Raw genomic sequence first — 13,758 nt, 5'->3', positions numbered from 1 at the left:
ATCCCCGGCCCGCCGCCGCAGACCCGACAGGGTGCATCCATGATCACAACTCGCCTGCGGCGGCGGACCGCCGCCGTCATCTTCTCCCTGGCCGCCGTCTTCGCGACCTCCGCCACCACCCTTCCCGCAGCCGCCGCCCCGAAGACGGCCCTCACCAAGGCCGCGCCCGCCTGCCCCCAGTTCGACGACCCGGTCAAGGCCGCCGTCGACCGCCGTGTCGACGTCGACCGCATCACGCCCGAGCCGGTCTGGCGCAAGACCTGCGGCACCCTCTACCGCAGCGACGGCCGGGGCCCGGAGACCGTCTTCGCGGAGGGCTTCAAGCCCCGGGACGTCATCAACGGCCAGTACGACATCGAGAAGTACGTCCTGGTCAACCAGCCCTCCCCGTACGTCTCCACGACGTACGACCACGACCTGTACAAGACGTGGTGGAAGTCGGGCTACAACTACTACATCGACGCCCCGGGCGGCGTGGACGTCAACAAGACCATCGGTGACACCCACAAGTGGGCGGACCAGGTCGAGGTGGCCTTCCCCGGCGGAATCGAGCGGAAGTACATCATCGGGGTCTGTCCGGTGAACAAGACCACGAAGGTCGAGATCATGAGCGGGTGCCAGAGCAACCCGCACTATGAGGCCTGGCACTGAGCCGCTCCGCCGGGTAGGCGGTTCGTTCCGCTGCCGGCCGGTGGGGGCTTGTCGCGCGGTTCCCCGCGACCCTTGAAGGCGCGCCTTCGCTCAGCCTGCCTCTTGAGTCTCCACCTACTGGAAGGCCCAGACTCGCCATCATGATCGACGACGGCACCGGACATCTCACCATCGGTGAACTCGCCCGGGCCACCGGACTGACCGTACGGACCATCCGTTACTGGTCCGACGAGGGCGCCCTGCCGCCCGTGACCCGGTCCTCCGGCGGTTACCGGCTGTACGACGCCGGCTCCGTGGCCCGCCTCGAACTGATCCGCACCCTGCGTGAACTGGGCCTCGGCCTGGACCACGTACGCGCGGTGCTGGCCGGGGAGACGACGGTCGCGGAGGTGGCCGCCACGCATGTGGCGGCGCTGGACGCGCAGATCAGGACGCTGCGGGTGACCCGTGCGGTGCTGTCGTCCGTGGCGAGACGCGGTTCGACCGCGGAGGAGATGACGCTCATGAACAAACTGGCGCGGCTGTCGGCCGGCGAACGCAAGCGGATCATGGAGGAGTTCGTGGAGGAGCTGTTCCACGGGCTCGACTCCGTCGACCCGGAGATCCGGGAGCGGATGCGCTCCGTCGCCGTGGACCTGCCCGAGGACCCGACGCCGGAGCAGGTGGACGCCTGGGTGGAGCTGGCGGAGATGGTCCAGGACCCGGAGTTCCGGGCGCAGATGCGGCAGGTGATCGAGTTCAACGCGGCGGACCAGGGCCGCGGCCCCGCCGCGGGGCGGTCCACCTGGTTCCCCATGAGGCTGGTCCAGCTGGCGGGGCAGGCCCGTGAGCAGGGCATCGCCCCCGAGGGGCCGGAGGCCGAGGCGATCCTGCGCGAGGTACTGGGGGACGGCGACCCGGCCGCGGTGCTCGAGCGTATCGAGTCGGCTTCCAACAACAGGCTTGCCCGGTACCGGGAGTTGCTGGTCAGGATGAAGGGCGCGGAGCCCGCCTCGGCACACCGCGAGGAGTTCGCGTGGGTGGTCGCGGCGCTGCGCGCCCGCCTGGCCAGCTAATCTGACCCCGTCAGCAGTACGTACAGGAAGGGGCGGGTCCCGGTGGCGGACATCGAGGAAGCACGCAAGCAGTTCGACCGCATCGACACGAACGGTGACGGGTTCATCACGGCCGCCGAGTTCAAGACTGCCCTCGCGCAGGAGGGTGACTGGAACGTCACCGAGTCCGTGGCCGAGGTCATCATCGCCTCCCGCGACCTCGACGGCGACAAGCTCCTGTCGTTCGACGAGTTCTGGACGTACCTGAACAAGTAGTGCGAAGCCGATGAAATCGGTGTGCGTGTGGGGTGTCCGCCGGGCCTCGGGGGGTGCCCCACACGTGCGTCTACGCCAGTGCGCGGGCCACGAACGTGTCCAGGACGCCCGTGCCGACCTCGACCTCGCGCGCCCGGCCCAGATAGTCGCGGACCGTGTGGGCGCGGGCGGCGTCGCGCAGGGCCCGGACCTCGGAGCGGTCGCCCCTGCCCTCGTGCACGGCCATCGCGGCCAGCGCGGCCCTGGCCCAGTCGTTCGCGCAGGCCAGCCAGGGTGACGCCGCCGTCCGGAAGGCGGCCGGGACGTTGTCGCGGGCGCCGGCCAGGACGGTCAGCCGGGCGCGCAGGGCCTTCTCGGCGGTGGCGCCGCCCCGCCAGTACGCCGCCGTCAGCGCCGCCAGTCCGGGGGCTTGGACGCCGTTGACGCGGGAGGCGCGGTTGACGTCGGCGAAGGCGCGCAGCGCCGTGAGGGCGCGGGAGTCGCCGGCGGCCAGGGTGGCGAGGCCCGCGTCGAGGGCGGCCTCGGGGCGGTACTTCTCGGGGTTCCAGGTGTAGGCCGCCAGGGAGAACAGGGCCGGGTCGGAGGCGACGGCCTGGTTCATCGGGTTGGCGGTGAGACCGGCGACCGTGCCCGGCAGCGTACGGTCGCGGCCCTCGTAGGGGCCCAACAGGAGGTGACCCGGCGTGTAGTCGTTGACCGGGTAGTTGTCCCAGACCAGCAGCGGGTGGGCGTAGACGCGGCGGGCCTCGCGGGCCCGGGTGGTGCGCAGCGTGGGGGAGACGACCTGGGGGCCCGTCCACATCACGGTGACGGCCGGGTCGAGGCGGGCGGCGAGGGCGCGCTTGTAGGCGCTGGGCCGGGATCCCGTGTACTCGGTGGGCACGGTGATCAGCGGCGCGGCGCCCCGGTGGGCGGCGACGAAATCGCGCTGGACCCGGTTGAGGAGATCGGCCTGGGCGCGTGCGACGGCCGCCGTGCCGGAGCCGTACGCCGACCTGTCCCGGGCGCAGTTCCAGCGGCTGATGTCGATGTCGTCGAGGGGCACGGCGAACGCGCGCACCCCGATGTCCCACAGCTGCCGGAACTTGCGGGTGAGCGCGGCGGTGTCGGTGGGGGAGCTGTAGCAGACGCTGGGGCCGGGGGAGAGGGCGTAGACGAAGGTGATGTGGTCGTCGGTGGCCCGCTGCACCAGAGCGCGCAACGTGGTCAGCCGGGAGGCGGGGTAGGCGTCGCGCCAGCGGGTGCGCAGGTAGGGGTCGTCCTTGGGTGTGTAGAGGTAGGTGTTCAGTTTCCAGCGGGCCGCGAAGTCCAGTTGCTCGAGGCGCTGTCGCTGGGTCCAGGGGGTGCCGTAGAAGCCCTCGACGATGCCCCGCACCGAGGTGGCGGGCCAGTCGCGGATGTGTACGGCGGGCAGCTCGGCGCGGGGTGCCGTGGAGCCGACGGGACGCACCAGCTGGGCCAGCGTCTGGGCCGCGTGGAAGGCGCCGGCCGGGTCGGTGCCGGCGAGGACGACACGGGGGCGGCCCTTCCGGTCGTTGCCCGCCGCGAGGACGTAGCCGCCGGGTGGGAGTTTCCTCGGTGGCTCAATTCCGAGGGTTTGAAGGACTGTTGACGCTTCGTCAGAGGTGTTGGAGGCGTCAGGGGCCTTGGAAACGATGGTGAGCAGCAGTTCGTTCCGTTGCGGGCGGTCACCATAGCGAACCTGGTGGACGCCGGCCTCGCGGAGGGTCCGGGCGACGGCTTCCAGGGTGGCCGGGTCCGTCCCGGCGTCGGAGCGCAGCGCCACCGTCCGGCCGAACGGCACGGACCCCCGGCCCGGGCGTACTTCTCGTGGGGTCGGCCACAAGTCGGGGACTGTGGAGGGGAGTTGGGCCGCGCGTCCGCCGCCGTCGCCCTTGTTGTCGTCGGGGGCCGGTGAGGCCGGTGTGGACGAACGGGTGCTTCCCGTGGGGCTCTTGGGGGCGTCGGGGTCCCCGGAGCCGTGAGTGAGGGCGCTCGCCAGGAGCAGACCCACCAGCGCCAGCGCGGCGCCGAACAGCAACCCGATGGAGGCGGGCCATTGACGCACAGAGTCCCCCTCGGTGGCTCGACCGCTGTCCAGTCCGCTGTCTCGTCCGTCCGTGCCGACCCTTCCCTACCCGTTCGGTGAAGTCAGGTAAACAGGGCAAGCGACCTCTTAACTGTTTGTGTGGCGTCATGTCGGAAAAGATGCCGATGTGTCAAATCAGCCACACTGTGCGCCAGTTGGCGTAGACACTGTTGATGTATGGCCCTTGCATGGATGGGCCGGGACGTTCGATGCCCCGGCCCGGAGCACAGGAGGACGGACATGGTGTCGCCGGACCCCGTCAGCTACTGGATCGTGCTGATCGACATCGAGGACTTCAGTCTGCGTCCGGAGAACGCCCAGGCCACCCTGCACGATGAGCTGTACGAGGTGGTCGCGCTCGCACTCGGCAGGGCCGGCCTCACCTACGCCGACTGCCGGGTGCAGGACCGCGGCGACGGGATGCTCATGCTGGTCCCCGTGGAGACCAGCCCGGTCAGGCTGCTGCGGGAACTCCAGCGCGGGCTGGACGACGCGCTGCTGGCGCACCGGGCGAAGTACAACGAGGTCCACCGGATGCGGCTGCGGGTCGGCCTCAACCAGGGGCTCGTGCGGCGGGAGGGCAAGCGCTGGACCGGCGCTGCCATCAACGACCTGGCCCGGCTGGTCGACGCGGGCCCCGTCAAGCAGGTCCTCGCCGAGGCGCGCCGGGCCCTGCTCGTGCTGGTGGTCTCGGAGAACGTCCACACGTCGGTCGTGCTGGGCGGCTACCCGGGCATCGACCCGGCGGCCTACCTGCCCGCCGACTTCGTCACCAAGCACGGCGAACCGCGCCGCGGCTGGGTCACCGTACCCGGCTACGCGGCGCCACCAGGACTTCCCGCGAATCCGGGGGAGCCGCCCGGCCGGGCAATCGGGGGAGCCCAGGCCCCGGGCGGCGGAGCGGGAGGAGCCGGCGGCGGAATCGGCACGGGGAGCCCGGTTCCGCCGCCCACGCTCACCGCACGTGATGTGACCGGCGGCCAGATCGCCGTCGGTGACGGAGCGAAGGTCGTCGGCCGCGACGAGGTGGCGGGCAACGTGTACTACGTCAACATGCCCGCGGACGAGAGATGAGCACGCCCGGCGCCCCGGCGCCCGGCCCCGCGCCCGCCGCCGCTCCCGCCCCGGCGCCCGCGCCGTCCCCCGCCGGTCCGGCACCGGCGGGCGCGCCCGCGCCGCAGCCCGGCGGCAACGCCGGTGACGGTGCCGGACCTCCGCCGGGCGGCGACGGACAGGGCGGCCCGGCGGGCGGCGACAGCGGTGCTCAGTCGGGGGAGCCGGGCGGCGGTGGCGACAACGTCGGGGCCGGGTCCCGGGCCAGAGGGGCCACCAACCGCACCGGGCAGGGCAGTCTGCGCGCCGGGACACTGCGTGAGGCGTGGACGCACATCGGCGGGGACCGGGTCCACGGCGACAAGATCGTCGTCCAGGTCGCGGCGGGCCAGCGGGACGTCGTCCTGCGGGCCCTGTCCGCGACCACCGTCGAGACCGTCCGGCACGCCTTCCGGCCGCCGCCCCGCTGGGACGACGTACTGGCCGACGCCTGGCAGCGGCGGTCCGTCGTGCTGCGGGGTCCCGGCGGGGCGGGCAAGACCGCGGCCGGGGTGCGGCTGCTGATCTCCGCCCAGGTGAAGGCCTGGTACCTGCTGGACTCCGTCGCCGAACTGAGCCGGCTCACCGATCTGAGGCAACTCGGCAGCGGAGCGGGCCTGTTGCTGGACCGGCCGCCCGACCTGGACGAACTCAGCGGCTCCCTGCTCCAGGGGCTGGAGGAGCTGCTGCGCCGCGCCGATGCCCGGCTCGTGCTGATCGCCGGACCCGAGGCCGAACTCGGGCGCGGGGCAGCCGAGTACGTACGGCGGATCGACCGCCCCGGCACACTGGACGCCGTACTGTCGGCCCATCTCGCGCATCTGATCGGCGAGTTGGAGGCCGAGCGCGCGCTCGCCGCCGCCGGTGTCGCAGACCTCGCCGCCGAACTCCTCGACGACACCGCCGCCTGCCGCGACGCCGCGAGGCTCGCCGAGGTGCTCGCGCACGAGCACAAGGCCGGCGCCATCGACACCGACCGTGTGCGCACCCGGATGGACCGGGCCGGCGGTGAGACACCCGAGGAGTGGTTCGAGGGCCTCGGTGACACCGTGCTGCGCACCCAGGCCGTTGCCCTCGCCGTCCTCGGCGGGCTCCCCCAGGAGGACGTGGCCCTCGCCGCGACCCTGCTCCTGGAGTGGTTCCGCAGCGAACGCGGCATCCTCACCCCCAGCGTCGAGCAGGGTCCGGTACCCCTGCGGCACGACCCGTTCGCCCAGTCCCGGCGGCTGCTCGCCGAGAAGTTACGCGCCCGGACCGTCGGCGCCGTCACCCGGGGCAGCCTCGGCCGGCTGCCGTGCACGGTCGCCGAGTACCGCGACCCCGCCTACCCGCCCCGGATCATCCGGCACGTCTGGTCCGAGTACCGCATCCAGCGCGAACTCGTCGGCTGGCTCGCCGAGTTGGTCGACTCGCCCACCCAACAGGTGCGCAGCTTCGCCGGCACCGCACTAGGGCTCATCGCCACCGAGGCCTTCGAGTACATCGCCAACCAGGTCTTCGCCGGCTGGGCCCTCGACGAGGACAGCGGCTGGCAGCGCCGCGAGGCCATCGGATACGCCCTCAAGGTCTGCGCCCGCGATCCGGCCCTGCGCGGCGGAGTCCGGGCGCTCGTCGACGGCTGGTACCTGAGCGACGTCTGGCAGTACCAGGCCGCCGCCGCCCGCGCCTACGGCCTCTGCCTCGGCGGCGCCGACCTCACCGCCGCCGTCTCGGCGCTCACCCGGCTCGGCACCGTCGACAACATCCAGGTCGCCATCGCGATCGGCGACAGCTTCGCCGACCTGCTGGAGGAGGACCTCGCCGCGCACGCCCTCGTCGTCCTGCGCGCCGTCGCCGAGATGGCCCACACCGCCGAGAGCCGCGCCTGCGGACACCTCGTCTTCCTGATCCTCGCCGACACCCTCCTCTCCGAGGAACCCCCGAGCCCCGGCATCGCCCCGCGCAGCCGCCCCACCCTGCTGCGGCTGGCCGCCACCGACGTGCCGGGCGGTGAACTGCGGCGCCTGCTCGGCTACTTGTGGGCCGAGGTGATCGGCGGCGAACTCTTCGGCGAGGAGGCCGAGGCCGTACTCCAGAAATGGGCCGCCCAGGCCGAGAACGATCCGCTCCTCCTGGACGACCTGGTCCGCATCCTCGTCGACGACGTCGCCGCGCGCAGTCCCCGCGCCGGCCAGATCCTCCAGCGCCATGTCTCCCACTGGAACGAACGCGACAACTTCCGTCCCCTGCCCCGCTCCGCGGCCGTCCTCACCAGCGCCCTACGACTGAGACCGCCCGCTCCGCCCGCTCCGCCCGCTCCGCCCGATCGGCCAGGAGGTGCCCGGTGACCCAGCCGGTGTCCTTGATCGTCAACCAGTCGCCGGTGCCGCGCTTCGCCGTCGGCCCCACCAAGGCACGCGAACCCCACCTCGCCGTCGTCTACGCCACCGCCTCCGGCGAGGTCGTCTGCATCGACGGCCGTCCCCTCACCCCCGGCCAGCAGGTCTTCTCCCGCTACCGCACGCGGTACGAGGTCGACATGCGCCCCCAGAACCGCAGCGCGGTCCTGCGCAACAACCCCCTGGTCTCCCGGGACGGCGTCCACGCCTTCGAGGTCACCCTCTCCTTCACCTTCCGCGTCGACGGCTGGCGGGGCGCCGAGGAGTTCGTCCGCTCCGGCCTCACCGACCCGCTGCCCCTCGTCCACGGACACCTGATCAGCCTGTTCCACGGCGCGGGGCAACGGTTCTCCATCGAGGACTCCTTCGGCCTCCAGCGCCATCTCAACCAGCTCTGCGCCGCCCCCACCGCCCTCTCCCAAGGGCTCGTCATCGACGGCTGCCGGGTCTCCGTACGCCCCGACAGCAAGGCGCTGGCCTTCCTGGAGTCGCTGATCGACGCCGACTGGAAGGAACGCCGCGACTCCGCCGAACACGTGCCCGCGGTCGGCGGCGCCCACCGGGGCGGCCAGCTCGACGCCATCAAACAGAGCTACGAGATCGAGTCCACGAAACGCCAGGCCGACGCCTTCGAGGGCATGCTCACCAACAGCGAGGGCCTCATCCGGCACTACCTGATCACCCACCCGGGCGACGCCGCCGGCGCCTTCGAGATGAGCCGCCAGCTCGAGGCGGCCCGGATGGCCACCGCCGAACTCCAGAACCAGCGTGCGCTCGGCCTGTTCCAGGTGATGGCCGAGAAGGGGCTCATCGTCGCCGGCGACCTCGACCTGCTGCGCCAACAGCTCACCGGCCAGGTCGGCATGGCCACCGGCGGCCACGTCCCCCTCTCGGCCGCGGCCCCGCCCGCGCTCCCGGGCGCCCGCCCGTGGGACGCCCCCGCCACCGCCGCCCCGGCCCAGCTCACGGCGGCGGCCCCACCCCAGGCACCGGGGCCGGCGCCCGCCCAGCAGCAGCCGCCGCCCGCACAGCCGCACCCGGGCTACCCGCAACAGGGTCAGCCCCAGACCGGACATCCGCAGCAGGGATACGCGCCGCCGGGACAACCGGGGCAGGGATACGGGCCGCCGGGACAACCGCAGGTGTACGAACCCACGCTGGTCGTGCCGGTCCAGCCGAGCGGCTCCTCGGCACAGGGCCCCGCCCCGGCCGCGTTCTCCGGCGCCGCCCTCATCTATCTCGTCCTCGACGAGTCCCTCGACCGGGGCTCCCTCGACGAACTCAACCGGGGCCTCGCCTCCCTGCACGCCGCGCTCTCCGGCGCCCCGGCCGTCTCCGCCGCGCTGCGGCTGTGCGTACTGGGCATGGCCGCCGCCACGGAACTCAGGCTGCCCCTGGACACCGTGCTGCCCAGCACCCGCACCCCGATCCTCACCGGGCGCCCGGGACTGTCGTACGCCCACGCCTTCCGTACCCTCCAGGCGCTGCTGCGGCAGGACGTCGCCCTGGTGAAGACGCAGCGTACGCAGGTGCTGCGGCCGATCGTCTTCTTCCTCACCGGCGGCACCCCCGACGAGGGCACCGGCTGGCGCGGCGCGTACGCCGAACTCGTCGATCAGGGCGGCAACTCGATCGCCCCGCACATGATCGCCCTCGGCCTGGGCGACGCGGAGGCCTCGGCGGTACGGACGCTGGCCACCCGTCCGGAGTTCGGCTTCATGGCGGCACCGCACCAGGACGCCGCGTCCGCCGCCCACAGCGTCGCCTCCTTCCTGCGGGACACGATCGTCGGCTACGGGCAGCGCCTGGGCGCGGGCGACCCGCAGTTCAGCCTCGCGGCGCCGGACGGGTTCCGGGCGGCGGAGGACGCGCTGTGACGACGGCGCCGAGAGCGGCACAAGGGAACAGTTCAAGATCAGACAAGCACAGGTAAGGACAAGTGACGATGATCGAAAGCAACCGGGGGCACTTGCTTCCCGTCTACGTCCTGGCCGACGAGTCGGGGTCGATGATCCACCACATCGACGACCTGAACGACGGCCTGCGGTCCCTGCACCAGGCGCTGCTCGGTGAGCCGATGGCCGCGGCGAAGGTGCGCTTCTCCGTCCTGGGCTTCTCGGACGACGTGATCGAGCGCGTCCATCTCGTCGACCTGCGCGGCGCGGGCGAGTTCCCCCTCCTGACCACCCGCGGCATGACCAGCTACGCCACCGCCTTCCAGGACCTGATCACCCGCATCCCCGCCGACATCCAGAGCCTCAAGGCGGAGGGCTACCAGGTGCACCGGCCCGCCGTGTTCTTCTTCAGCGACGGGCTGCCCAACCGGGGCGAGGACTGGCAGAGCGCACATCACCGGCTCACCGACCGCCAGTCGACCCTGGGCGCGCCCAACATCATCGCCGTCGGCATCGAGGACGCCGACGCGGCGATCATCAACGCGGTCGCCACGCAGCCCGAGTTCGGGTTCATCGTGAACAAGGGCGTCGAAGTCGGCGACGCCATCGCCAAGTTCTGCACCGCGCTCACCAGAAGCGTGATCGCCTCGGGCCGTTCGCTCGGCTCGGCCAACCCGCAGCTCACCGTCGACAAGCCGGAAGGCTTCACCGTCGCGATCGATGTGATCTGACATGGTCCGGTTCGGCAGGCGGCAGAGCGAGACGGAGCGGCGGCCCGACGGCCCGGCCCCCGCCGGGCGGCCCGACCCGGCACGCGACTCCACGACCCACCACGCCAACGGCACGACCGACGCCCCGAACGCCCCCGGCCCCGGCATCACCCCCGAGACCAGCCCCGGCCCGGCTTCCGGCATGGCCTCCGGCCTGGGCCCCGGGACCGGCCCCGGCCCGGCTTCCGGCGTGGCCTCCGGCCCGGCTTCCGGCATGGCCTCCGGCCTGGGCCCCGGGACCGGCCCCGGCCCGGCTTCCGGCATGGCCCCCGGCCCGGCCTCCGGCCCGGCTTCCGGCATGGCCCCCGGCATGGCCCCCGGCATGGCACCCGGCACGGGCCTCGGGACCGGCCCCGGCACCACCCCCGGCATGGCCCCTGGCACGGGCCTCGGGACCGGCCCCGGCATGGCCTCCGGCCCGGCCCCCGGCACCGGCCCCGGCACGGCCCCCGGCACCGGCCTCGGCACGGCCCCCGGCATGGCCTCCGGCCCGGCCCCCGGCACCGGCCCCGGCACCGGCCCCGGCATGGCCTTCGGCCCGGCCCCCGGCACGGGCCTCGGGACCGGCCCCGGCATGGCCTCCGGCACGGGCCCAGGGGCCGGCCCCGGGATGCCCCCCAGCGCGGCCTCCGGCCCGGCCCCCGGCACGGAGAAGGCGCCGGAGTCGGCGTGCCGGCCGCTTAAGGCACCGCTGGCTGAGCCGCCGGAGGCACCCGTAGGGATGAACCTCGCCGGGCACTGGCGGCCCATCGTCGTCGGGAAGCCCGTTCCGCCGTTCGAGACCGTGCCGCCGCGCGGGCTGTCCTACCGTCCGGACACCGTCTGCGACGGCTGGCAGACGGGGAAGATGGCCCTGCGTCTCGCCTCCGTACGCGGAAACCAGCACCGGTACGAGGGCCGGCCCCGCGAGGACGACGCGGCGGCGGCCTGGGACGAGGACACCGGGACCGTGGTGTTCGCCGTCGCCGACGGCGTCTCCAGCGCACGCCAGCCGCACATCGGCTCCCAACTGGCCTGCCGCAGCGCCGTCGACGAGATGCTCAAGCAGGTCAGGGGCGAGGGCGCCGGCTATGTCGCCGACTGGGACAAGCTGCTGTCCACCGTCCACTGGCAGCTCGTCGAGCAGGCCCGCCGCATCCTGCACCGCCCGGACGCGGGCCCCGAGGAGACCGCCGATCTGCTGGCGACCACCCTGGTGGCCGGCACGGCGACCCCCACCGACCAGGGCGTCTTCGTCCACCTGATCTCGATCGGCGACTCGGGCGCCTGGCAGATCAAGCACGACAAGTTCTACCGGCTGACGGGCGGCAAAGGGGCCGGCTCGGACGGGCTGTACTCCTCGACGGTGGATCCGCTGCCCTTCGTACCCGGAGTCGTCCGTCCGCTGTCCTTCGCCCTCGAGCAGCTCACGGTCCTGCTGGTCGGCACGGACGGCTTCGGCGACCCGCTCGGCGACGGGTACGGGGCTGTGGCCCGCCACTTCTACTACGGACTGCGCACCCCCGTACCACCGTTGGGCTTCGCCCACCTGCTCGACTTCTCCCGGGAGACCTACGACGACGACCGCACGCTGATCGCCCTGTGGCCGTGGAACGACGCGCCAGGAGGCCCCAGTTGATGACGATCTCCTGGGTAGGCCGGGACAAGCTCGGCGACCTCGCGGCGAACCGGCTGGGCGACGGCGGACAGGGGGTGGTGTACGCGGTGCCCGACCCGCCGGGAAAGTTCGCCGGCGAGTACCTCGCGTACAAGGAGTACCTGCCGTCGGTGACCAGCGACCCCGACGCCCTCTACCAACTGGTCTACTTCTTCGACGAGTTGGGCCGCACCGACCGGCACGACCACGCTTTCCTGGACAAGCGGCTGACCTGGCCGATCGCGCTCGTCTACACCGGCGACCGGCCCACGCGTCCGTCGCCGAGCGAGAACCCCGGCACGAAGGTGACCGGGTTCCTGATGCAGCGGATCACCGAGGAGTTCGAGCTCGACAGCAGCGCGCTCGGCAAGGTGAAACCGCAGGGCATGGAGTTCCTGCTCAACGCCGACGGCTACACCCAGTCGCTCGGACTGAACGTCGACGACGCGCGCAGGCTGCGGCTGCTCATCGACCTGGCGGCGACCATCAACCGCCTTCACCGGCACCGGGTGACCGTGGGTGACCTCTCCCCGAAGAACGTCCTGTTCATGCTGGACCCCTCTCCCAAGTGCCTGCTGATCGACTGCGACTCGATGCGGCTGGCCGGGAAGGACGTCCTGCCCCAGGTGGAGACCGACGACTGGCACGTCCCGGAGAACGCGAAGGCGACGCCCGCCTCGGACACGTACAAGTTCGGGCTGATCGCCACCAGGCTCTTCAACCGGCACCAGTCGAGCACCGACCTCACCGGGCTGCGGAACGTGTCGTCGGCTCTGGCCAACCTCGCCGAACGCAGCAGAAGTTCCGATCCGGGCACCCGCCCGCCGATGTCGGACTGGCTGCGGGCACTGGAGCAGACCCGCGCCCAGCAGAAGCAGAAGCCTCCGCCGCCACCGCCACCGCCGCCCCGGCCCCGGCCGCAACAGCAGTCGGCGCAGCAGCGTCCACCGGTCACGCAGCCGCAGCAGCAACCGCCGCAGCAGCGGCCGACCACCGGGTTCCAGTTCCCCTCGCCGGGCACGAACCGGCCGTACCAGGGCCCGGGGACGCCGTTCCCGCAGCCCAACCAACCGAACCAACCCAACCAACCGAACCAGCCCAACCAACCGAACCAGCCCAACCAACCGAACCAGCCCAACCAACCGAACCAGCCCAACCAACCGAACCAACCGAACCAGCCGTTCCAGCCGGCCCAGTCGACGCCGTACACGCCCTACACGGCGCGGCCGTCCACCCCCGGCGTCTCGGCGGCCGGCCGTGCCATCGGTGTGGTCGTGGCCCTGCTGGTCGCCGTGGGCGTGTGGCTGGGCGCCTCGCGATACGCACCGGACTCCGACAACGCGGCCAGCGACGGCTCGCCCACGGACTCCTCATCCTCATCCTCGTCGTCATCGTCGTCGTCCACGCCGGACACGAGTGTCAAGTCGGCACCCGGCCTCAGCGACCCGCCGAAGGAGCCGGAGCCGGAGCCGGTCGACCGGGCCGAGGCTCCCGGAGCGAACGTCGACTTCTCGCAGGTCGTCGACGACCGGAGGGCACGGGCGGTGGCGACGATGTTCGCCCACTTCTACGGGGCGATCAACAAGCGCGACTACGACAAGGCGGTACGCGCCTACGACCCCAACTCCCGTGTGGTGAACGTGGATTCGGCGAAGAGCCGACAGGGGTGGGCGCGGGAGATGAGCACGACGCAGGAGTCCGACATCGAGCTGACCGAGCTGTCGAGCGACGGGACGTACACCCTCGCCACGGTCAGTTTCCGCAGCACGCAGGACCCCGGCTACGGCCCCGCCTCGAACCCCGACGACACCTGCGACGACTGGACGATCACCTACCAGCTGACCTACACGAAGGGCTACCGCATCTTCAAGGCGCCCAAGGAAGGGGTGAGTTACTCGTCCTGCTGACGGTCACCTCCTGACGGTCACCTCCTGACG

The 13,758-nt window shown here is 72.3% G+C and carries 10 protein-coding genes; 9 read left to right on the top strand and 1 reads right to left on the bottom strand.

Features of this window, described 5'->3' with window-relative positions; translation table 11 throughout:
- Positions 1-39 precede the first annotated feature (39 nt).
- The 3 genes from ABZ855_RS40035 to ABZ855_RS40025 all read left to right on the top strand — a co-directional run bounded on the left by ABZ855_RS40035 (position 40) and on the right by ABZ855_RS40025 (position 1,961).
- On the top strand, positions 40-651 hold the full coding sequence (locus ABZ855_RS40035; protein WP_360816053.1) for an ADP-ribosyltransferase: 612 nt from the start codon (positions 40-42) through the stop codon (positions 649-651).
- A 140-nt stretch (positions 652-791) separates the two neighbouring features.
- Positions 792-1,706, top strand: coding sequence for a MerR family transcriptional regulator (locus ABZ855_RS40030; RefSeq protein ID WP_360816050.1), 915 nt, complete (start codon positions 792-794; stop codon positions 1,704-1,706).
- Between the two features lie 42 nt (positions 1,707-1,748).
- Entirely contained in the window at positions 1,749-1,961 is a 213-nt protein-coding gene (locus ABZ855_RS40025) for an EF-hand domain-containing protein (RefSeq protein WP_360816047.1), read from the top strand.
- A 70-nt stretch (positions 1,962-2,031) separates the two neighbouring features.
- On the opposite strand, the gene ABZ855_RS40020 is transcribed toward ABZ855_RS40025, so the two are convergent.
- The gene (locus tag ABZ855_RS40020; RefSeq protein ID WP_360816044.1) at positions 2,032-4,029 is read right to left on the bottom strand and encodes a beta-N-acetylglucosaminidase domain-containing protein; all 1,998 of its coding nucleotides are present in this window, start codon (positions 4,027-4,029) and stop codon (positions 2,032-2,034) included.
- 261 nt (positions 4,030-4,290) lie between these two features.
- Here ABZ855_RS40020 and ABZ855_RS40015 point away from each other — a divergent pair, with 261 nt between their 5' ends.
- From ABZ855_RS40015 to ABZ855_RS39990, 6 genes are all read left to right on the top strand, one after another.
- Entirely contained in the window at positions 4,291-5,124 is an 834-nt protein-coding gene (locus ABZ855_RS40015) for a hypothetical protein (protein ID WP_360816042.1), read from the top strand.
- Complete coding sequence (locus ABZ855_RS40010) at positions 5,121-7,469, top strand: hypothetical protein (RefSeq protein ID WP_360816039.1); 2,349 nt, start codon at positions 5,121-5,123, stop codon at positions 7,467-7,469. The genes ABZ855_RS40015 and ABZ855_RS40010 overlap by 4 nt, the downstream gene beginning before the upstream one ends.
- Positions 7,466-9,397, top strand: a complete 1,932-nt coding sequence (locus ABZ855_RS40005; protein ID WP_360816036.1) for a hypothetical protein — start codon at positions 7,466-7,468, stop codon at positions 9,395-9,397. The genes ABZ855_RS40010 and ABZ855_RS40005 overlap by 4 nt, the downstream gene beginning before the upstream one ends.
- 68 nt (positions 9,398-9,465) lie before the next feature.
- Positions 9,466-10,146, top strand: coding sequence for a hypothetical protein (locus tag ABZ855_RS40000; RefSeq protein ID WP_360816033.1), 681 nt, complete (start codon positions 9,466-9,468; stop codon positions 10,144-10,146).
- 1 nt (position 10,147) lies between these two features.
- Positions 10,148-11,803 (top strand): protein phosphatase 2C domain-containing protein, encoded by a 1,656-nt coding sequence (locus ABZ855_RS39995; protein ID WP_360816030.1) that lies wholly within the window; start codon positions 10,148-10,150, stop codon positions 11,801-11,803.
- On the top strand, positions 11,803-13,728 hold the full coding sequence (locus ABZ855_RS39990) for a hypothetical protein (protein ID WP_360816027.1): 1,926 nt from the start codon (positions 11,803-11,805) through the stop codon (positions 13,726-13,728). The genes ABZ855_RS39995 and ABZ855_RS39990 overlap by 1 nt, the downstream gene beginning before the upstream one ends.
- The last annotated feature ends 30 nt before the right edge of the window (positions 13,729-13,758 follow it).

The sequence above is a fragment of the Streptomyces sp. NPDC047042 genome, assembly GCF_040644035.1.
GTDB lineage: Bacteria > Actinomycetota > Actinomycetes > Streptomycetales > Streptomycetaceae > Streptomyces.
The sequence above is the reverse complement of the archived record's forward strand: the minus strand, read 5'-3'. Positions and strand labels throughout refer to the sequence as shown.

What these genes read in the sequence shown, in the direction of transcription:
- ABZ855_RS40035 (WP_360816053.1), top strand. Translation starts at nt 40, where the DNA reads ATGATCACAACTCGCCTGCGGCGGCGGACCGCCGCCGTCATCTTCTCC.
- ABZ855_RS40030 (WP_360816050.1), top strand. Translation starts at nt 792, where the DNA reads ATGATCGACGACGGCACCGGACATCTCACCATCGGTGAACTCGCCCGG.
- ABZ855_RS40015 (WP_360816042.1), top strand. Translation starts at nt 4,291, where the DNA reads ATGGTGTCGCCGGACCCCGTCAGCTACTGGATCGTGCTGATCGACATC.
- ABZ855_RS40010 (WP_360816039.1), top strand. Translation starts at nt 5,121, where the DNA reads ATGAGCACGCCCGGCGCCCCGGCGCCCGGCCCCGCGCCCGCCGCCGCT.
- ABZ855_RS40000 (WP_360816033.1), top strand. Translation starts at nt 9,466, where the DNA reads ATGATCGAAAGCAACCGGGGGCACTTGCTTCCCGTCTACGTCCTGGCC.
- ABZ855_RS39995 (WP_360816030.1), top strand. Translation starts at nt 10,148, where the DNA reads ATGGTCCGGTTCGGCAGGCGGCAGAGCGAGACGGAGCGGCGGCCCGAC.
- ABZ855_RS39990 (WP_360816027.1), top strand. Translation starts at nt 11,803, where the DNA reads ATGACGATCTCCTGGGTAGGCCGGGACAAGCTCGGCGACCTCGCGGCG.